Below are 20,737 nucleotides of genomic sequence, written 5' to 3' on the forward strand. Positions count from 1 at the left end.
TCAATTATAAAAAACCCATGAGTCAACAAATACCTCCAGTAAAGGCGGAACTGATATCCAAAAAAGATTTCTGGCCTTTTCTATTGCTTACCTCTTTATTCATGCTTTGGGGTGTGGCCCACAATATGACAGATACTTTATTGGCCGCCTTCAAAAGAATCATGAGCATGACTGATTTCCAGACTTCATGGATACAGCTGGCTTTTTATGGGTCCTACTTCTGTCTGGCCTTGCCTGCGGCGATTTTTATCCGAAAATATACCTATAAGTCGGGTATTCTGCTGGGCCTGGGGTTATTTGCCATAGGATCCCTGCTGTTTTATCCGGCCGGAATGATGATGTCCTATGGTTTTTTCCTACTGGCATTGTATGTGCTGGCAGGAGGTTTGTCAATTTTGGAGACTGCGGCAAATCCCTATATACTGGTGATCGGACCTCCGGAAACGGCTACCCAAAGACTGAATCTGGCTCAATCATTTAATCCAATCGGATCTGTTTTGGGCGTTTTTCTCAGTAAGGTTTTTATTTTGTCGCAGTTGAATACAGCAGAGGCTTCCGACCGGACCAGTATGAGCCCGGAAGCACTTAAAGCAATCCAGGCGGATGAATTGGCCGGAGTAGTCAGTACTTATGTAGGGGTAGCGCTATTCCTTATTTTTGTATGGTTTGTCATCAAGGCGGTGCGGATGCCGGTGGCTTCTGAAGCAGTGGAGAAGGATGGCATAATAGCTGGTTTCAAGAGGTTATCAAAAAACAAAAACTACATGCGCGGGGTAATGGCCCAGTTCTTTTATGTAGGGGCACAGATCGGTGTCTGGTCTTTCACCATTCGCTATGTGATGGCCGAGTTGGACATGATGGAAAGTGCTGCCTCCGACTATTATTTGGTTTCTCTGATTTTATTTGCAGCCAGTCGCTTTTTATTTACCGCTTTGATGAAATTCTTTAAACCCTCCATTCTATTGGCCACTTCTTCTCTTGTGGCGATTTTGTTGAGTTTTGTGGTAATTTATGCGAGTGGGATGGTAGCGGTTATTGCGCTTGTTTTAATTTCTGTGTGCATGTCATTGATGTTTCCCACCATCTACGGCTTGTCTGCAGAGGGCTTGGGTAATGATACCAAATTGGGTGGTTCCGGATTGATCATGGCCATTCTGGGAGGTGCCCTGATCACTGCGGCTCAGGGACAGGTTTCTGATATCAGTGGCAATATTCACCTTTCTTACTATGTGCCTTTGATTTGCTTTGTGGTTGTCATGTATTTTGGGATTTCCCATTACTTACACAAACCTGAGGCAAAGGCAGAAAAGGTGGTTCTGTAAGCCGTCCTCTACCGATGACGATGTGGGTTTTCAGTACGCTGATTTACAGGTATTTAACAAACACGTCATCGGTAGGCCTAACATTTTAAAAAACCCAGAAATCGGTATGACGATTGGTTTTTTGGAATATATATTTGGTCGTATTATCAGGATTACGGCTTGAAATCAGCTATTTTTTCTTTAATTCTCTGTACTTTTTCCTTGATGAAAAAGAGTACCAAAAAATCAAGACAAAAAAATCCTTCCCCCCACAAGCCTCCTGCGCACCTCCTGAGAAATATCAGGACAGGCCGGTTTTTTGTCGGGCCAGCGCGCTTTGCGTATATAAAATATAGTTCTTCTTTTTTTAGATTTTTTTCAAGTAATACCTTAAAGAAATCAGTTTTAAATCCGTCATCGGTAAATAGGCAAATCCCCCTTTTTAAGGGGGAAGGGGGATTTTTTCGGTAACATCTTAGAATATCAATTCGTTAATTGTTACTTATCTTAAAATCTTTACCGATGTCGGGCTTTACTGTCACAGCGAAAATTAACTTTTTTTATACAACACAGAAATCGGGACGACGAAGTGGGTTTATATCATGTTGATTTTCGGCGATTTAACAAACACGTTATCGGCAGGAAGAATGACAACTGAGTACGCTGAAGGTACACATATTGCACCAGGCTGCTGCGGGGGCTCGGGAAGTTCCTCAAAGTTTATGGTATTCAAAACCAGCGCCTCGAAGAAGACGATGCCCTTCATCAGAAACCATTTAATGGAAATTGGCAAAGGAAGAGGCAGGGCAAGATTGCCAGGGCTTTCTTGGCCTGCCTCTTTTAAATTTACCCGATGCCTCCGATGATTGCGCCTTCTAAAATTTTACCATGTAGGTTTTTATTTCAGGCTTCATAAAAGCCAAAATAATCCCGGGCATTATAGTAACAGATATTTTCCACCATTTGACCCAGCCACTTTTCATCGGCCGGCAATTCGCCATTGACCACGTCCTGGCCTATCAGGTTGCATAGGATTCTTCTGAAATATTCATGCCGTGGAAAAGAAAGGAAACTCCGGCTATCTGTAAGCATTCCGACAAAACAACTGAGTATGCCCATGTTTGACAAGGTGTTCATTTGCTTTTCCATGCCATCTTTTTGGTCCATGAACCACCAGCCAGAACCAAACTGCACCTTGCCTTTGATGGACCCATCGTTAAAATTCCCCACCATGGTGGCCATTACTTCATTATCTGCAGGGTTGAGGTTATAAAGTATGGTTTTGGCAAGTTGATCGCTGCTATCCAGGTTGTTCAAATAGTTAGAAAGCGCTACGCTCTGGGGGAAATCACCAATGGAATCAAATCCTGTGTCCGGCCCCAATACCTTTAACATCCTACGGTTGTTGTTCCTTAATGCTCCCAGGTGATACTGTTGCGTCCATCCTTTGGCATGGTACATTTTGCTCAATGCCGTAAGGGTTTTAAATTTAAAAAACCGTACTTCTTCAGGTTCCAGTGACTTCCCATCTTTGATCCTGGAAAATAGGGATGCAATGTCAAACTTATTTCCATCAAAGAAATACATTTGTTCCAGGCCGTGGTCTGCCAGCCTGCCTCCATTTTCGTGAAAGTAGCCAACCCGATTCTCCAGTGCTGACAGCAGGTCTTCGTATTTGCTTATTGTGATTCCGGAAACCTGAGATAATTTATCCAGATAAGAGAGGTAGTCCTTCGGGTTTTCTACCGCATAGGCTTTGTCAGGTCTGAAGGCAGGCAATAGCTTGAGCGATAGGTTTTGTTTTTTTGCACTCTGGTGGTATTCAAGCGTGTCAATGGGATCATCCGTAGTACAAACTACCTCTACGTCCATTTTTGCAAGCAGGCCTCGGGTGTTGTAATCCTTTTCCTGAAGTAATCCTGTAGTTTCTTCATATACCTGGCTGGAAGTACTTTTATCAAGTAAATAATCTATGCCGAAATACCGCAATAATTCAAGATGTGTCCAGTGATACAGGGGGTTACGCATGGTGTGGGGTACCGATTTGGCCCAGGTTTCAAATTTTTCCTGGTCGGTGGCATCACCGGTAATGAATTTTTCGTTGACACCTAAAGTCCTCATGGCTCTCCATTTGTAGTGGTCTCCTTCCAACCAAATGGCGGTAATGTTTTCAAATTGCCTATTGGTGGCGATATCATGTGGAGACAAATGACAATGGTAATCGATGATGGGCATTTTTTTTGCGTGGTCGTGGTAGAGTTTGCGCGCAAAATCACTTTTCAGAAGAAAATCATCGGTTAAAAAGGTGCTTTTTGTAGCGTTTAGTATATTATCCATTTCCTATAAGTTTTTTTAAGTCGAAGTAATAATAAAAATTAATTTTATTTTAAACCAGTAATTCTGGCAATAAGGCAATCGATTGCACAAATTAAATTAAAATTTTATGAAAATATACTTTTTATTCTTTCTATTGCCATAAAATATGTTTGGCCTATATATTAATATTGCTATTTTTTAAAATAGGTTTTTATTTGATTCTATTACTGCTATCTTCAAGGGAATCAACTGTATTCTTACAAAATATGCTATCATTACAAAGGAGAGGTTTTATCAGGAAAGGGCTGCAGCTTGCCAGCCTTCCCCTGATTTATCCACTTGCTCATGCTGAAAAGTTCTTCGTTGAGCGGAATAATCTAAAATTAAGCCTTAATGCGTATTCATTCAATGCGGCCTTGTCTGAAGGCACACTTCAATTGGAAAAACTGTTTGATTATTGTGCCAAAGAAGGTTTTGCTGCTGTAGATCTCACGGCATATTATATACCTGAATACCCGGAGGTACCTTCGGATGGGCAATTGTATGGCATAAAAAAAATGGCCCATCACCGGGGCCTGCATATCAGTGGCACAGGAGTCAGGAATGATTTTACGCTAAGTGATCCCAAACTTCTGAAGCAGGAAATAGACTTGGTGAAAAATTGGGTGGTAGCTGCTGCAAAATTGGGTGCCCCGGTCGTAAGGGTATTTGCAGGTCCACGGCTGAAAGCAGGGGAAAGCTGGGAAGAAAAGGTTGAATTTGTAATACGGGCCTGCAAGGAATGCGCCAGCTTTGCTGCAGGGTATGGGGTGATCGTTGCCCTGCAAAATCACAATGAATTTGTTCAATCCGCAGCGCAGGTAGACTACATTATGGAAAGAGTGGATGAGGACTGGTTTGGACTGGTCCTTGATATAGGCAGTTATTCCCAACATGATCCCTATGAAGAGATCAGCAAAAATATCCGACATGCCGTAAACTGGCAACTCAAGGAAAATGTAAACCATTTCGGTACGCAAAAACCCGTTGACCTGAAGCGGTTGATAGCCCTTATCCGGGAAAGCAATTATCAGGGTTACCTGCCAATAGAAACTTTGGGCCCTGGGGATCCTTTTGAAAAAGTCAGCGGTTTTTTGGCCAGGGTTCAGGAGGCCATGGGATAATTTATGTTTTGTAGCGGTTTTGGGATTTATTTCCTCTTCAATTAGTCAAGCGATTTCTACCATAAAGCCGAGAGAACACCAGCTCATCGTTTACGTCGTTTCCAAAAGCATGTATGTCTCCAATATTGTCCAATAGCCTGAATTCGTAATTTTTGATCAGGTTTTCCAATAGTTGCTCTGTTGCCGGTATGGTAGCTCGCCCGTAATCATCCGGCTGAGAAGCAGGGTCCAATAAAGGAAGGGCATTGTGCAGGTCATTTTTGATAGCGGCATAAATATCTGGAACAGATGGGTGCGTCACCTCTGTCGAAGGAAAACGAATCGATAAGTTGAGAATCCAACGGACCAAAGAGCTGAACTAATATGAAGTAATGATGTGCCTTGGTTAATTTCGCCTCGGCTACTCTTTGCTTTCTAATTTCATCCGACAATCCTTCTACTTCAGGTACTCGGTCTATGAGTGCATTACAAGTTTTGATCGCCAGATAAAGCTGCTCCAATCAGGCTAATCCTGAACTGTTTTGGAAAAACAGCTTAATGGATATATCGATTGAATTAGGTGGTTTATTAAAACCAGATTGAGTGAAATAATCAAATGATGGAATAAACAGAACTATAGTGTAAAGAACTGTTGAAAATATTGGGGGAAAGTCAAAATAAAAAGGCAAACCATTCGGTTTGTCTTTTTATTTTGAAAAAAGTGATTGGTTAATAAGTTTTAATCCAATTCTTTAATTTTTATATTTTTGTAATGCACCTCATCACCATGGTCCTGCAAAAGGATATGGCCTTCTTCTGCTTCACCAAAATTCTCCCAGACCTTGTATTTGCTATCAGCCACCAAATCTCTGTATGCATCGGAACCTCTGGTATATTCCACCACTTTCAGTCCATTGATGTAATGCTCTACGGTATTGTCCGGATGAACTACTATCCTTCCCTTGTTCCATTCGCCGATGGGGCGGACAAAGCGGGATTGCTTATCAGCTTTGATCAGGTCATACAAGGAAGCCAAAGTCCGGTTGCCATCTTTGCCCTGTTTGGCATCTGGATGTCTTTCGTCATCCAGAACTTGGTACTCCAACCCTATGGCTGAACCGGAATTGTTTTCGTTTAGGGTAACGAAGTATTTTACACCGCTATTGGCACCTTCTGTCAGTTTAAAGTCAAAAGCCAGATCAAAAGCACTGTATTTGTCAACAGTGACGATATCCCCTGCATTGGCTGATTCTCTTCCGTCTGCAGCCTCTATGGTCAAAACACCATCATTGATGGTCCATCCCCCTTCAGGAAAGGTTTCTCCTTTGGCACTTCTCCAACCTTCACTGGTACTGCCATCAAAAAGGAGTTTCCAACCTTTGTCTTTTTCGTGCGGGGTCAGTTCATTGTCAATGGTACTTACCACAAATACGTCATTTTCAAATGGGGTAGGAGACAGGTCCTCGGTTTTGATGCGGATATTTCTGAAATAGGTTTTTTTGCCGGCATTTTCAGGATTGTCACCAATGCCATGTACCTGCAGACCTATAAAGCCAGATTGATCCATATCATCTACCAAATAAGCTACTTCCTGTCCGTTGACCCAGGTTTTCAGGGTATTGTCGATGAATTCAACCCTGTAAGTATTGAACTCCCCTAATTTGAATGCGCTCCGGGCATCGGGATTGTAGGAAAGGGGGTAAAGCCATCCTCTCCTTGCCTCGTCATAAATTCCTCCAGACCAGGCCCTTTCTTTTGGGTCACATTCCACCTGATAGCCGAATACCCTACCTTTTCCGTCATTGGCGTCAGGATTGTACTGGCCACGTACCATCACTCCGGAGTTGCTTGATTCATCATCTACCCTGATTTCCAGTTCGAGGATAAAATCTTCATAGGTTTGTTCGGTAACCAGGAAGGTATTGGGTGTATTGGCTACAGCGGAACCGACGATGACACCATCTTCAATACTGAACTCGGCTTCGCCATCCAGCTGTTTCCATCCATCCAGGCTTTCACCATCAAAAAGATTGGTCCATCCTTCTTTGGTTTCTACGGTAGGTTTGCCACAGGCAGCCATAAGTAAGCATACCAAAATGAGCAGGCTATAATTTCGTTTGTTCATAATTGGGTTATTTTACGTGTTTTATAGTATTTATTTGGTGATCAATTCATTTTTTCAAATTGCAGACAGTAAAGATAAACAATATACTTAGATTTAATAAGTATGGAACAATCGATTGCATTAAACAAAAGAAAAGTAATCCATCAAGATAATGATTCACTGGCATGTACTATGTTCAGCTGCTGATGTCCTGCAAATAACAACAATGATTGGTATTTTGCCTGTAGAAAGTATTTATCTTTAGTGCCTGGCACCAAGTATCGCTGTATTGGTAAGGTTTGGACATACTTTTGAATTGGCTTAACTAAAATCACTGGACACTCATGGAGGGAAAATTTGATTATTGGGAGTTCCTTGCCGGCATCGGCCTTTTTTTGTGGGGCATGAGCCAATTGGAGCTTGCCATAAAGGAATTGGGGGGTACCTCTTTTAAAAATTTACTGCACAGGTTTACGGACAAATCCTGGAAGGGGATATTGGTGGGAATTGGTATTACGGCTATTCTTCAAAGCAGTTCGCTGGTTACCTTGATGGTGTTGGCATTTCTTGGGGGAGGAATGATAAGTTTGCGAAATTCCCTTGGTGTGGTATTGGGAGCCAATTTGGGCACAACATTTACTGCCTGGGTGGTCGCGACATTTGGTTTCAAAATCAGTGTCGCGGATTTTGCCTTTCCATTTCTGGCCATAGGGGTGATGACTTACCTTTTCATGAACAGCAGGCCTTTCCTGAAAAACACCGGGATTTTTTTACTGGGATTCGGGTTATTGTTTTTGGGATTGGATTACATGAAACTAGCTATTGAAGAGTATGCTACGGCCGTGGACCTAAGTGAGCTCCAGTCCTACGGGCTTTGGGTGTTTTTTATCACGGGAATAATCATTACTGCAATGATTCAATCCAGTTCGGCCTTGATTGTGATCGTATTGAGTGCAGTAAATGCCCAGGTGATAGGGACAGACCATGCTTTGGCGATGGTTATTGGAGCCAATATTGGTACCACCTTTACCCTGGTATTGGGTGCAATTGATGGTTCGGCGGATAAAAAGCGACTAGCCCTTGGCAATTTTGGCTTTAATTTTTTTGCAGGTGTATTTTGTTTTTTTTGGATTGACCAATTAATCGACATCTCTATTCATTTTTTTAATGTCGTGGATCCACTTATGGAATTGGTGATACTAAACTCACTCTTTAACCTGATCATGATTTTGGCGTTTTTTCCATTTTTACCTGCTATTGAAAAGTGGCTTACAAAAAGATTTCGGAGATATGTGCCTAAAGGAAGATCAAGGTATATTAAAAACGTCCCTTTGGATGTACCCTCTGTTGCGGTTCTTGCATTCGAAAAAGAATTGGAATGGGTGTTAAAAGACACTTTAAAATTGGTTTGGAAAATCATTCACAAACACAAAAGGCCAAAAAAGGATGCGTCAGTTTGGAAAAAAATCACTTTTCAGCCCAAAGATTTGCTCCAGGATTATCAAAACCTTAAAAACCTGGAGGAGGAGTTGTATTTATTTGCCATGTTCCTCCAGGAGAAAAACCTAAGTCTGGATGAGGCAACCCTGTTAAATGACTTGACTCAAACCATGAGGTCACTCGTAATCGGAGCCAAAGAGTTTAAAGATATTGTTCATAATTTAGTGGAAATGGAGAATTCGGAAGAACCTTTTGTAGTGGATATTTTGGACAGGCTTCAGGGGGAGGTGAAGGATTTTCTTACGGTTTTCGAGGATTATGTGGCGATGGGAACAGATGATGAAGCCATAATGAAAAGTGTAAAGGCAAAATTGAAAAACAATTATTCTTCCCTCTTACAATTGTTGTATACTCAGCTAAAAACAAAAAAGACCGATGTGAGCATTTCCACCATGGCCAATGTCATTCAGCAGGTTTTTTCTGGTTTGGAACTGATATGGAGTGCAATAGGATCTTTACACAAACAAGAAATCGCCCCTGAGGAAAGGCTGTAAATTTATTCACCTATTAAAGGCTACACCCTGTTATTTGGATGTCTGAATCACTATTCCACCCGGCTCAATAAAAGCATAAATTTGGGTGGAAAACATCAAAGGAAAAAAACAGGCAGGTATTTTTCCTAAAACACCAGCCTGTCACCAAATACACTTATTCAAATTTCACACTCAATACCGGAATATCGGTTTTAAAAAGCACCGTATCCGTTACGCCTATTTGATAGGATGCGTTCGTCTTTCGTACATTGGATGCGATTCCAATGATGCCTGCTTTTTCCTTTTCTGCAAAAGCTACAATGCCTTTTTCAGCATCGTCATGGTTAAAGATGTGTCGGTGAATGATCAGGTCCTCCTGACCCATGGCATATTTCCGCATTTGCTCTTCGGCTTTGTCACTGTCGGTAAATTTTGAAGGGGTATTGACAAACAGGAAATAGACGGAAGCACCTGTATTTTTGATCAGGGGCTTCATTCTGGTAAAGGCGGGCTTGCTGGCCTCATTGAACAGGGAAGCAAAAACCATCTTTTTCATTGCCCTGCCGTCCAAAACTTTCTTTACTGCCAGGACCGGACAATTGGCGTTCCGCATTACCTTCTGGGTGGTGGAACCAATAAATTTTCCTTCTTCATATCCTTTTCCATAGGCACCGATGACAATAAGATCTGCTTTTTGCTTTTCAGCCAATTCAGCCAGAACCTGATTGGGAACACCTACCTCGACTACAGCTTCAATAGGGGTGCTCTTTACTTTATGGGTCATGATAAAGGATTTTAACTTATCCTTTGCTTCTGCTTCCAGATCAAGAATTTCCTGGTATTTTGTTTTTTCTTTTTCAGAGAGGTTTTTCCAATCCAGTTCAGAAGTAATGACATTTACACAGGTAATGGTGGCATCTCCTTTAGCAGCAATCTTCGCAGCACTTAAAAAGGCATTTTCTGAATAGGGAGAAAAATCCACAGGAACTACAATGCGTTTCATGATTTTAGGTTTTGGTTAAAAGCTTTATTCTTTCAATTCTGGAAACCACAAAAGAGCCATTTCCAGAGATACATGATCATATGTATAATCCATGTATTTCAAAATAAACAAAATGCTTTTTAAAAAAATATGACCAATGTCACTTAAAGGAATGATAATCTCCTTTCTTTTATTCTAAAAGAGAGCTGTTGGGGTTATAATTTCCCAACCATTATGTTTTTAAATTCTATGCTCATTTCATTGTTGGGGTGTAGCTGCAGCCCAATGGGGCCTTTTTCCGGCATGTTTTCGGAAGTATAGGTCATCACTTCTTCACCATTGATCCAAACGGTATAGGTCTGATCCACTAACCTTACTTTCATGGTGTTCCAGTCCTTTAGTTGCAATACATCAGCTACCCCTTCAGCTTCTACAGGATAAGATTTGCCTGGAATATAAGGTGATCCGGTCATGTCCCGCTGAAGGGAGCCGGAGATACCAATTTGGATCTGGTCTTTTTCGGATCTGAGGAAAATTCCTGAGTCTACCGTACCGGTACCCATCAGGAAGTCCATTTGAAAAACAAAATCAGAATACTCTTTTTTGGTCCAGAGAATGGAGCCTGTTTTCGTAGGGTCATTTTCTACGGCAATTTTTCCGTCTTCAACGGTCCACCAAATATTATCTTCGGGTTGAACGGTCCATCCCTTCAGGTTTTTTCCGTTAAAAATGGATTTCATTTTTGCCTCCTGTGCAAAACTGTGGTTGACAAGAAGGAGAATAATCAATAGGGAAGGGACAATGTGCTTACTTTTCATGGTTTTTGGGTTTTTTATTAATGAAATAATTGTATCAATCATTTTTGGAGAGTTTTTTACCAATAGAAAATGCATTGGCGGGATTGCTGACCATTAGCTGCCGGATGTCTGCCTTGGTAAAGCCATTCTCAAGCAGCAGTGGTATAAATTCCCGGGATATGGTGGTGTATTCTCTGAAATTGCCCCCATTCTCTTCTCCCGGGCTATACCAACCTCCGTCATGAGAGATCAAAATCCGATCCAAAAGCCCTCTTTCTTTAAGAAATTTCAACTTTTTAAGGTATTCCACCTGGTTTGATGGCTGTATGCCATCCAGGCTTATCCAGACACCCTCATGGGCCAGCGTTGAATAATTTTCCATGTTGCTTTCATTCTGTGCATGCACCCAGATGAAAGCAGAGGGATGAACACCTATTTCTTTTAACAGCGCCACTTGTTGGCTTGCGGGTAGGTAGGGGCCTGTATGGGAGGCAATGGTCAAACCTGTCTGCTGGTGGGTTAACCCTGCTGCCCGAATGAGCTTTTGGTGCATATCAGAAAGGCTGTCGCTGTTCACGCCTATCTTGATAAAACCAGGTTTGATGCCGGTATTTTCGATGCCAGATTCCCACTCTGCTATCCAGATGGCAGCCAATTCTTTTGCGGATAAATCAAAAGCCTTTTTGGGAAGATATTTATTGTTCACAGCCCCATAATAGCCTGTGTTCGTAAGAATATTTAATCCAGATTTTTTGGAAAGCCTCAGAAGCAATTCGGGGTCCCTTCCCAGGTAGGCCGGGGTGCATTCTATTAGGGTATTTATGTCCAATGCCGCTATCTCGTCTGCATATGGGCTGACGGTCTCCAGAACTTGTTCTTTATCCCAACGGGAGTAGGAGGTGCTGTCTGCCCCAATAAAGTCCACCAATATATGTTCATGTATCAATGTCTTTCCCATTTGCGCTGCGGGGATAGGACCGCTGACAGTCATGATTATGGAATTTTGGCACAATCCTTTGGAAAACATGCCATAACACAAAATGAAAACTCCGATCAGTAGCCAATGCTTCATGTGTTTATCGTATTAGGGTTAACGGCCTGTCCGGTAGACAAATGGCTTTCGCCTATTGCAAAATCGCTGTGACTTCTTTGCGTCATGCTCGATTTCCTGCCACTGTTTGCTCCTTGTTGATTTTCAAATGTGCTGCTACAGCTGCTCCGATGATACCTGCTTCGTTTTTGTTTTCGGCAACGATCACAGGAACGTCTACCGTGATTTCATTTTCAAACTTGTCAAGTTTTTTGCTTGCACCTCCACCCAAAATAAATAAATCGGGAGAGATGATCCTGACGGTGTGCTTTAAGAATTTATTAAAGCGTTTCCCCCAGGTTTTGTAGCTGAGGTTTTCATTTTTCCTTGCTGAATCTGCTGCAAAATACTCAATGATCTCCCCGTTTTTATAATATATCCTGCCCAATTCAAAATTGGGAATAAGTTGCCCGTTATAAAATACACCTGTGCCTAAACCAGTCCCAATGGTGACGGTTACTACCAATCCCATCTTTCCTTTTCCTGCCCCAAAGGTCATTTCTGCCAGGCCTGCCGCATCGGCATCATTGATAACTGTAACCGGTAACCCGGTCTTTTCCGCCAACAACTGGTCTACATGAACGCCCACCCAACTTTTATGGATATTGCTTTTGGTCATGCACTGTCCATTGTTTACCACAGTGGGAAATCCGCAGCCTACAGGACCTTTCCAGTCAAAATGTTCAATAAGAGTTAGGACTGCTTCAGCTACACTTTCCGGTTTTGTTGGCCTGGGGGTGGGTACCCTGTATCTTTCCGCCAGCAGCTCCCCCGTTTCAATATTTACCGGAGCGGCCTTAATGCCGGAACCCCCAATGTCCAATCCTAATATCTCCATTCAATTTCTGTTAATAATTCAATTTTATTTTATTTTTGCCGTTCAAGTTAGCAAAAATTAGCTTGACTTTATTCTCCGCTAATATGAAAATCTGAAAACAATTGTTTTTAACCGTTAAACGTAATTTTATAATTAGCTTTAAGCTATAAAAGGATCTTTGATTTTAAATTACAATTATCAAACAGTAAACCTATGGAAAAGAATATTCGAAGAAGGTCATTTCTTAAAAAAATGGGGGCATTGACCCTGCTGTCGGCCACTGCGGGAAGTCAATTGGCCAATGGGTCCGCTTTCGCCAAAAAAGAAATCGGGTTGCAATTGTACTCGCTCAGAGAGGATATCAAAGGAAATGTGGCCGGGGTATTGGAGCAGGTAGCTGCCATTGGGTTTAAAAACCTGGAGGCGGCAAATTATGCTGATGGAAAGATTTATGGCATGTCCCCTGTAGCCATTAAAAAGTTGGTTGCTGATTTGGGAATGAGGATGCAAAGTGCCCATGTAGGCGGGCCAAGAGATTTTCAGGGCGCCAATCATACCGCCGCAATGGACTGGTGGAAGGAAGCTGCTGAAGCTCATGCCGCTGTAGGAGCAGATTTTCTAATCAAACCCTCCATGCCCAAACCTGATACCTTAAAAGAGCTGGAATTGTGGTGTAATTATTACAATCAGGTTGGGGCCATTGCAAAAGCCAATGGACTTGTATTTGGATTTCATAATCATGCCAGGGAATTTGAGAAAATTGAAGGCCAGGTGATGTATGATTTCATGCTGGAAAATACGGACCCGGATCTGTTTTGCATGGAACTCGATGTTTACTGGGCTACCAAAGGGGGATATGATCCTGTAGACTACCTGAAAAAATACAAAGGAAGATTTCCTTTGTTGCATATCAAAGATGAGGAGGAAATCGGCCAAAGCGGAGAAATGGACTTCAAACCAATTTTTAAGGCCGCTTATGCACAAGGTATGAAAGGATACTATGTGGAAGTGGAGCGATATAACCATGAGCCCATAAAGAGTGTTGCCATGAGTTATGACTACCTTGCAGCTGCTAAATATGTAAAATAATTTTAAAAGCCGGCAGGTGAATGACTGCCGGCTTTTGATTACTTAATCTCTTCTCTGCCATCAGCATGAATGGCAAAACGTCCCTTCCCTTTTTCATGGGTATGTTCATGGCTTTTCCATGGCCAGCCACCAAATTGGGTCCTTTGAAATTCGTGAACTGCTTCCTGGATTTCCTGATTGCTGTTCATTACAAATGGGCCATGCTGAACCACTTTTTCTGATATGGGTTTTCCTTGAAGGAAGGCAAAATATCCGGTTTTACTGCCATTTTTTATTTCAAATGACTTCATGTCACCCATATCGATGGAATGGTCATTGGTAATCCGCTCGCCTTCCAGATCAATATAATCACCACGGTAGAAAAACAAGCTCCTATTGGTCCCTTGGGAAACCTCCGGCAGGATAAAGGTGGCATCAGGCGCTGCTTTTATCAACCATATGGCCACTTCATTGGCAGGATCTGCAGCATAGGAGTCAGGTGCAGGGGGCAGGGCACTGCGCTCACCATATTTCCCTGCGATTAATTTAATTTCGGTGGTTTTTCCATTTGAATCCCTTACTGTCTCCACAGGTATTTCTTCCTTCCACATCATTTTGAAATGGGCCGGTACATTTTTTTTAGTTTTGGGTAGGTTTAACCATATTTGAAACAAGTGTAGTTCATTTCCTTCCTTTTCATTGAGTAGGGGGAACATTTCAGAATGCATGACTCCTTTTCCGGCGGTCATCCACTGTGTGTCACCATTGCCAAACCTGCCTGCTGCTCCCAATGAGTCGGAGTGGTCCACCAGGCCCTTTTCCACAATGGTCACCGTTTCAAAACCTTTGTGCGGGTGGGCAGGAAATCCGGGAACCTTGCTGCCATGGTACATGCTCCATCCATCTTTACCAGAAAAATCTTGTCCGATCATGCGATTTTCCAATCCGGTTTCAGGGGACATGTCAGGTAGGCCCCTGGGAAAGAAATCATGGTGATGGGCACAAAACAAAAATGGATCTTGAGTTTGCCATTGAAAACCCAAAGGACGGATATCTTTTAGTGTAGGCTTCATAAACGACTTATTTTATATGTATATACATCTAATAAGCTGATTCAAACATCAAAAGTTCATTTCCAGGATATGTTTTAAAATAAACTGGAATAATCTACTGATTTTATGGTATTTAGGTAACGTCTGAAGACAATCTGCCCGGATACCGGATAATCTTTGAAACGGTTAAATCCTACATTTCCGTCAAGCTCATCTGAAAAAGTCATTAATACGCTTCCTTCAATGGCGATATCGGTGTACAGGTTAAGTCTGTAGCTTAAGCCTCCCCTGACCGGGATATATGGCACCGCCTGACTTCTGTTTTTTCTTTCTGAGCCATTTTCACTAAGCTTTGTAACTTCACTTAAATTAAAAAGCAATCCCAGGCCTGTTCCCAGATACAAATTGACTCGTTTTCTTTGGGTATGGTTTGTGGATCCGACGATATGCAGGGTTGGCATCAAATCCAGGTATATCAGGTTGTTTTTACTGCCTACGGCCTGCCCATTATCCCGCCAGGTTTCGACGACCTGATTTGTGAAATAGTTTTGATCCTGGCTTTGGGTCCGCTGGTAGCCCAGGTTTCCCCGCAGATCGATGTTGGAATGGATTTTTCGGCCATAGGTAAAGGAAACCGATGGTCCTGTTTTCACTTCCAGGCCCCGAAACCTACCGGAATTATCTGCATACATGGCTCCAAGTCCCAATCCAGCTTGTAAATATTGGTTTCTGGAAATTTTTTCCTTGTAAAAATTCTGGCCGTAAAGGGTATTAGAACAAAGAAATCCGGTAAAAAGGGCTAGGGTGGTAATAATTATTTCCTTTTTCATAAGAAGATGTTGATGTCAGGTTTGCAATGTGGTTTGTTTATCTTAGTGATAAACGCATTAAGAAGATTCAAAATTATCAATTCTTTTTCAAATGTTGTATTTGAAACATATTGAACTGAAGTTTTTTTAAGATTATTTTAAAGGATAAGAAATTATTTATAATTTGGTAACAATCATATTTTTTATGATTGGAAGCAAATTAATGCTTAGTTAATTAGTTTTTACAGATTTGAAGTTTTTGAAATTTTGTTCCGGCAATCGCAGGAATTTTAGTATAGCAGAGTAATAAAACCAGTATTCATGAAAGGAATAATTTTGGCCGGAGGATCAGGTACCAGGCTTTATCCGTTAACCATTGCAGTAAGTAAACAATTGATGCCCATTTATGATAAACCGATGATTTATTACCCCCTATCGGTATTGATGATGGCTGGGATCAAAGAAATATTGATCATTACCACACCCGAAGATAATGAAGCCTTTAAAAAACTACTGGGAGATGGGACGGATGTAGGTTGTTCATTTACATTTGCCATTCAGCCTAAACCAGAGGGGTTGGCGCAGGCTTTTATCATAGGAGAGCAGTTTATAGGTAAGGATAAAGTAGCTTTAATCCTGGGAGATAATATTTTTTACGGGACGGGATTGTACAAAACCCTGAAGGAGCATACAGATCCCGATGGAGGAGTGGTATTCGCTTACCATGTAAATGATCCGCAAAGATACGGGGTGGTCGAGTTTGATGATCACAATAAAGTTTTGAGCATAGAAGAAAAACCCAAATTGCCCAAATCCAATTTTGCTGTTCCCGGACTTTATTTTTATGACAATGAAGTGGTGGAAATCGCCAAAAACATCAAACCCAGTTCCAGGGGAGAACTGGAAATCACCGATATTAACAATGTTTACCTGCGGAAAGGGAAACTCAATGTAGGTATCCTAAACCGGGGGACAGCCTGGCTGGACACGGGGACCCATCAATCACTGCTGCAGGCTGCACAATTTGTGGAGGTAATTGAAGAAAGACAAGGTCTTAAAATCGGGTGTATTGAAGAAATTGCCTACAGAAATGGGTTTATCAATGAAGAAAAGTTACTTCAATCTGCTGCAAAGTTGGGAAAAAGTGGCTATGGCGAATACCTCAAAAATTTGGTAAAGCTAAAATTTAATCTTTAAGTGAGAAGCCCACTCATTTCGTTTTTAATTTATTTGGTTGCCCTTTCTAGATGTTAAATACAAAAAACAACATTTGAAAAACAAAAAAAGCGTTAAATAATTCTTCTTATTTTTGGATGTATTTATTTTTTATTATATGTTTGTCATGTTCAAAATGATTTTTGTAACATAATAAATGTATTTCGATGGTAAATATTGTATTGATAGATGATGATGAGGTAAGTACTTTTGTTACTGAAAAATACATTCAAAAACATTTTCATTCACCTTTCAGGATATTTAAATTTTCTTCAGCTGTAGAGGCATTGGAGAAAATCAGTGATATCAATCCAAAGTACCTGTTTCTGGATCTTGTCATGCCTCAAATGACTGGGTGGGATTTTTTGGAGCAGATTGATTCTGAAAAGCTGGGCTCTAAAATCTATATTCTAAGTGGGTCCATGGATATAAAGGACAGGGAAAAGGCGAAAAAAAATCAACACGTAAAGAAATTTCTTTCCAAACTTTCAGTGAAGGAAAGCATGCCGGAAATTTTCCGGGATTGAAGCTTTTTTTGTAGGGTTTAAGATTAATTTTTGATCGAAAGCACATTGGCCTCAGGCTTTGCCCGAGGCCAATGTTATTTAAAAAGGTTAAGCTTTTTTGCAGAAGGGATGTTTCTTCCGGGATTAAAAAACCTTTTAGAAATTTATTTTTTGTCAACATTACTCTGAATGGCGTAAGGTGCATATTTTTCCTGGCTTTTTGAATCAAGTGTCTGATCAAAATAGGCAGTTGCGGAATAATCATCCATAAACATGTGATCCGCACCAATACATTCAATCAGTTTCCATTTGTTCAATACATCGCGGATAGGTCCTTTTGTTCCGGAAATGCATACGTCTATTTCGTTTGTTCTCCAGGTCTGTATCCATTCATAAAGTGCATGAGCTCCGGTACTGTCGATACTAGTTACACTTTCCATGTTGAATACGATCATTTTGGTTTGGTTCTTCCTTTCCGAGAGCCATTGGTTCATTTTATCCCTGATAAATTCCACATTGGCAAAATATATGGGTCCGTCAATTCTGACGATAAGGAGGTTTTTATTGATTTCCAGGTCTTTGAACCTGCGTATATTGCGGTATATTTTTGTCCCTGGAACGCGTCCCAATTGAGCCATATGCGGTCTGGAAGCCCTGTAAATCACCACCAGTAAGGATAAAATCATACCTGTAATGATTCCTGTTTCGATTCCCAAGGTTAAAGTAATCAAGAAGGTAGCAATAAGCATGGCGAAATCGGTCTTGTCTTTTTTCCATAGATCAATAGGCTCCTTTAAGTCTATCAATCCCGCGACCGCTACCAATACCACTGCCGCTAAAATTGCTGAGGGAAGGTAATAAAACAGTCCAGTGAAGAACAGCAATGTCAACAGGATTAAAATGGCACTGATGACGGAAGCCATGGTGGTTTTTGCCCCTGCCTGGTTGTTTACAGCCGTCCTGGAAAACCCTCCGGTGACGGGATAACCGTTGAAAAAAGCAGCCCCAAAATTGGCCATTCCCAAAGCCATCAATTCCTGATTGGCATCTAGCTTGTAATTTTTATGTTTTGCCTGTATGGTTTTTGCCACAGCAAAACTTTCCGCAAACCCCACCAATGATATGGTAAGTGCTATGGGCAGGAGGGTAGACCAACCATTAATGTCGAAGGAAGGGAAGGACAAGGTAGGGAGACCACTGGGCACTTCTCCGACAATTTTCACCCCCCTTTCTGTTAAGTCAAAACCCCAAACCAGCAAAATACCTGCAATTACAGCAATCAAGGGTGCCGGAAGGGCAGGATGAATTCTTTTTCCAAATTTAATGATGAGTATTCCCAATAGGCCAATGCCCAGGGTGAGCCAATGGGTATCCCCAATGTTTTGAACAATGGCCAACGCCATTTCCTGAATGTGCTCGCTATTGGGCAGGTTGATTTTGAAGAGATGTTTGATCTGGCTCAGGCCAATGATGATAGCGGCAGCGGAAGTAAAACCGTTGATCACCGGATGGGAAAGGAAATTCACCACAAAACCCAGACGGAAAGCGCCCATAATAAATTGAATCAATCCTACCAGAAATGCCAGTGTAAGCGCATACAGGAGGTATTCAGCAGGAGAACCGGGGCCCAGGCTGCTGATTCCGGCCGCAGTCAATAGAGAAACCATGGCCACCGGACCTACTGCCAGCTGCCGGGAGCTACCAAAAATAGCATACAAAATCAATGGCACTGTAACGGCGTACAAACCATGGATGGGCTCCAGTCCTGCAAGCATGGCATAGGCCATTCCCTGGGGAATAAGCATGATGCCTACTGTAATCCCAGCGGACAAGTCACCCTTCAGGTAGTTTTTATTGTAATCGGGAAGCCATTGTAAAAAGGGCAAATATTTTTTCAGGTCCATTAGTATCTTAATTTTTATCTATCAACTTACCTTTTTGAAATACAGGATTGTCCAAGTAAATGAAATACAAATGTGACCCGATTTTTTGCTAAAATAAGTGATTTTTATCACCGGAATGGTTTGGCTTAACCAACTACGATATTGATCTCTTTTTTCAGATACCTTGACAGGGTGTCTGAAAACCTCTGTGCTTCCCAGATTTCTAGGGTTACATTTTCAACTGAAAAAACCTGAATCTGAAGCTGGTTTTTTTGTGGAAGGCAATAGATGTTTTGCACCCATTGGTTTTTGGTCTTGTCCAGCCCAATAGCAATTCTTAAAATGCCCGCAAGTAACCTGACCTGATTCTTTTGCGCATCGGACAACTTTTTAAAACGTTTGTGCCTTTTTTTTGGTCCTTTTTTTCTGTGGTATCTTGCCAGGTGGCCCAGCACAAGAATTTCTTCATTGGTGAAACCTCTCAGCTGACTGTTGGTGATAATATACCTGGAATGCTTATGAAAATCCTGGAATTGAATAAACAAACCAACATCGTAAATTAAAGCTGCATGGTACAGCATGCTTCGTTCCTGGTCTCCAGCCTGATGGAGGTGTTTGAGCTGGTCAAATAACTGAAGGGCCAGACCGGAGACATGTTTTTTGGCTTCCAACTCGGTTTCATACCTATTGGCGAGCCAAAAACAACTCTTCTCCTTCAAATTCTTTCCTTGATTTTCCTCTCCTATTGGTAGTTTTTGTTTTTCGATGTGATGGATGATCATTCCTTCCCGCAGAGAGGCATCCGAGATGGTTAAGCTTTTGACATTGGCTATTTGGAGCAACTCTACCAATAGTGTGGCACCCAGATGGATTGCATCGGTTCGGTTGGTACTTATTCCAGGTATTTCCCCACGTTTTTCCGGAGGTAATTCCAATAGCTTGTCACGGAGTTTGATAAGATCTGCCAGTTGCACTTCTTCGGCATTGACACTTTCGGGAGAAGGATTGTCCTTTTTTTCCAAACAGGCTTCTGCCAATGACCTGATGGTACCAGAAGTTCCGATCACCCGATCAAAACCTGTTTCCAGGGCCTTTTCCATGATTTTTGTTGCGGCTTGACGGATTTGGGATTTCAATGCTTCCTGCTCCTCCTCATTTAGAGCGTTCTGGTGACCAATTTTGTCCAATAAACGCAACACACCCAATTTCATGGAGTGCCCAAATAAAACCTGGTTTTCATCTCCTACTACCGCTTCTGTGCTCCCACCTCCTATATCCAGTACCAGAATTTTTTCCTTTTTGATGGAAATGGCCTCTTTTACAGCCAGAAAAATAAGTTTGGCCTCTTCTTTTCCCGAGATAAGTTTTGGGGATACGCCCGCTTCATGAATCAGTCTGTCTAAAAACTCCCTTCCATTTTTTGCTTCCCGCGTGGCACTTGTTGCAGACACAATGATGTCGTCTACTCCATATTGATCTGCGAGTTGTACATATCTTTTGATGGTAGCCACACCGTCTTCCATGGCCTTTGGACTCAGTAAATTATTGGCAAAAACACCAACCCCAAGTTTGACCATGCTTTTTTCCTGCATTAAAATGTCGAAGTGGTTCCCGGACGTGATCCTCACGATGATCATGTGGATACTGTTCGTACCTATATCTATAGCTGCGAGGTTCATGTC

18 protein-coding genes are annotated in these 20,737 nt (G+C 41.8%); 6 read left to right on the forward strand and 12 right to left on the reverse strand.

The window, feature by feature from the left end; genetic code table 11:
• The first annotated feature begins 17 nt into the window (after positions 1-17).
• Positions 18-1,322, forward strand: a complete 1,305-nt coding sequence (gene fucP / locus HUJ21_RS02235) for an L-fucose:H+ symporter permease (RefSeq protein ID WP_291366930.1) — start codon at positions 18-20, stop codon at positions 1,320-1,322.
• A gap of 882 nt (positions 1,323-2,204) precedes the next feature.
• Here the strand turns inward: fucP and uxaC are convergent.
• Entirely contained in the window at positions 2,205-3,638 is a 1,434-nt protein-coding gene (gene uxaC / locus HUJ21_RS02240; protein WP_291366931.1) for a glucuronate isomerase, read from the reverse strand.
• Between the two features lie 245 nt (positions 3,639-3,883).
• Here uxaC and HUJ21_RS02245 point away from each other — a divergent pair, with 245 nt between their 5' ends.
• Positions 3,884-4,780: a sugar phosphate isomerase/epimerase family protein gene (locus HUJ21_RS02245; RefSeq protein WP_291366932.1), complete on the forward strand. Its 897-nt coding sequence runs from the start codon at positions 3,884-3,886 to the stop codon at positions 4,778-4,780.
• A gap of 37 nt (positions 4,781-4,817) precedes the next feature.
• Here HUJ21_RS02245 and HUJ21_RS02250 read toward each other — a convergent pair whose 3' ends face one another.
• From HUJ21_RS02250 to HUJ21_RS02260, 3 genes are all read right to left on the reverse strand, one after another.
• Complete coding sequence (locus HUJ21_RS02250) at positions 4,818-5,081, reverse strand: hypothetical protein (RefSeq protein ID WP_291366933.1); 264 nt, start codon at positions 5,079-5,081, stop codon at positions 4,818-4,820.
• Positions 5,035-5,280, reverse strand: coding sequence for a RagB/SusD family nutrient uptake outer membrane protein (locus HUJ21_RS02255; protein ID WP_291366934.1), 246 nt, complete (start codon positions 5,278-5,280; stop codon positions 5,035-5,037). The genes HUJ21_RS02250 and HUJ21_RS02255 overlap by 47 nt, the downstream gene beginning before the upstream one ends.
• Before the next feature lie 218 nt (positions 5,281-5,498).
• A complete protein-coding gene (locus HUJ21_RS02260) occupies positions 5,499-6,884 on the reverse strand; it encodes a DUF1080 domain-containing protein (RefSeq protein ID WP_291366935.1) in 1,386 nt (461 codons plus the stop codon).
• Positions 6,885-7,207: 323 nt separating this feature from the next.
• Between HUJ21_RS02260 and HUJ21_RS02265 the strand changes: the two genes are divergently transcribed.
• Positions 7,208-8,857 (forward strand): Na/Pi symporter, encoded by a 1,650-nt coding sequence (locus tag HUJ21_RS02265; RefSeq protein ID WP_291366936.1) that lies wholly within the window; start codon positions 7,208-7,210, stop codon positions 8,855-8,857.
• A 154-nt stretch (positions 8,858-9,011) separates the two neighbouring features.
• Here HUJ21_RS02265 and HUJ21_RS02270 read toward each other — a convergent pair whose 3' ends face one another.
• From HUJ21_RS02270 to ppgK, 4 genes are all read right to left on the reverse strand, one after another.
• Entirely contained in the window at positions 9,012-9,839 is an 828-nt protein-coding gene (locus tag HUJ21_RS02270; RefSeq protein WP_291366937.1) for a universal stress protein, read from the reverse strand.
• Between the two features lie 194 nt (positions 9,840-10,033).
• Positions 10,034-10,636 (reverse strand): DUF1080 domain-containing protein, encoded by a 603-nt coding sequence (locus HUJ21_RS02275; RefSeq protein WP_291366938.1) that lies wholly within the window; start codon positions 10,634-10,636, stop codon positions 10,034-10,036.
• A gap of 34 nt (positions 10,637-10,670) precedes the next feature.
• Positions 10,671-11,687 (reverse strand): phosphotriesterase, encoded by a 1,017-nt coding sequence (locus HUJ21_RS02280; RefSeq protein ID WP_291366939.1) that lies wholly within the window; start codon positions 11,685-11,687, stop codon positions 10,671-10,673.
• Between the two features lie 82 nt (positions 11,688-11,769).
• Positions 11,770-12,543 carry a polyphosphate--glucose phosphotransferase gene (gene ppgK, locus HUJ21_RS02285; protein ID WP_291366940.1) on the reverse strand — a complete coding sequence of 258 codons (774 nt, stop codon included), beginning with the start codon at positions 12,541-12,543 and terminating at the stop codon, positions 11,770-11,772.
• Positions 12,544-12,735: 192 nt separating this feature from the next.
• On the opposite strand from ppgK, the gene HUJ21_RS02290 reads away from it, so the two are divergent.
• Positions 12,736-13,611, forward strand: a complete 876-nt coding sequence (locus tag HUJ21_RS02290) for a sugar phosphate isomerase/epimerase (protein WP_291366941.1) — start codon at positions 12,736-12,738, stop codon at positions 13,609-13,611.
• 38 nt (positions 13,612-13,649) lie between these two features.
• Here HUJ21_RS02290 and HUJ21_RS02295 read toward each other — a convergent pair whose 3' ends face one another.
• Entirely contained in the window at positions 13,650-14,663 is a 1,014-nt protein-coding gene (locus HUJ21_RS02295) for a pirin family protein (RefSeq protein ID WP_291366942.1), read from the reverse strand.
• Positions 14,664-14,737: 74 nt separating this feature from the next.
• Positions 14,738-15,472 carry a hypothetical protein gene (locus HUJ21_RS02300; RefSeq protein ID WP_291366943.1) on the reverse strand — a complete coding sequence of 245 codons (735 nt, stop codon included), beginning with the start codon at positions 15,470-15,472 and terminating at the stop codon, positions 14,738-14,740.
• A 300-nt stretch (positions 15,473-15,772) separates the two neighbouring features.
• Between HUJ21_RS02300 and rfbA the strand changes: the two genes are divergently transcribed.
• Both rfbA and HUJ21_RS02310 read left to right on the forward strand, forming a co-directional pair.
• Positions 15,773-16,648 carry a glucose-1-phosphate thymidylyltransferase RfbA gene (gene rfbA, locus HUJ21_RS02305; protein ID WP_291366944.1) on the forward strand — a complete coding sequence of 292 codons (876 nt, stop codon included), beginning with the start codon at positions 15,773-15,775 and terminating at the stop codon, positions 16,646-16,648.
• 185 nt (positions 16,649-16,833) lie between these two features.
• Positions 16,834-17,193, forward strand: a complete 360-nt coding sequence (locus tag HUJ21_RS02310) for a response regulator (RefSeq protein ID WP_291366945.1) — start codon at positions 16,834-16,836, stop codon at positions 17,191-17,193.
• A gap of 143 nt (positions 17,194-17,336) precedes the next feature.
• Here the strand turns inward: HUJ21_RS02310 and HUJ21_RS02315 are convergent, their stop codons facing one another.
• Together HUJ21_RS02315 and HUJ21_RS02320 are read right to left on the reverse strand one after the other, a co-directional pair.
• Positions 17,337-19,076, reverse strand: coding sequence for a solute carrier family 26 protein (locus tag HUJ21_RS02315; RefSeq protein ID WP_291366946.1), 1,740 nt, complete (start codon positions 19,074-19,076; stop codon positions 17,337-17,339).
• Positions 19,077-19,201: 125 nt separating this feature from the next.
• The gene (locus HUJ21_RS02320; protein ID WP_291366947.1) at positions 19,202-20,734 is read right to left on the reverse strand and encodes a Ppx/GppA phosphatase family protein; all 1,533 of its coding nucleotides are present in this window, start codon (positions 20,732-20,734) and stop codon (positions 19,202-19,204) included.
• Between the last annotated feature and the right edge of the window lie 3 nt (positions 20,735-20,737).

Source organism: Cyclobacterium sp. (assembly GCF_014762705.1).
In the GTDB taxonomy this organism is placed as follows: domain Bacteria; phylum Bacteroidota; class Bacteroidia; order Cytophagales; family Cyclobacteriaceae; genus Cyclobacterium.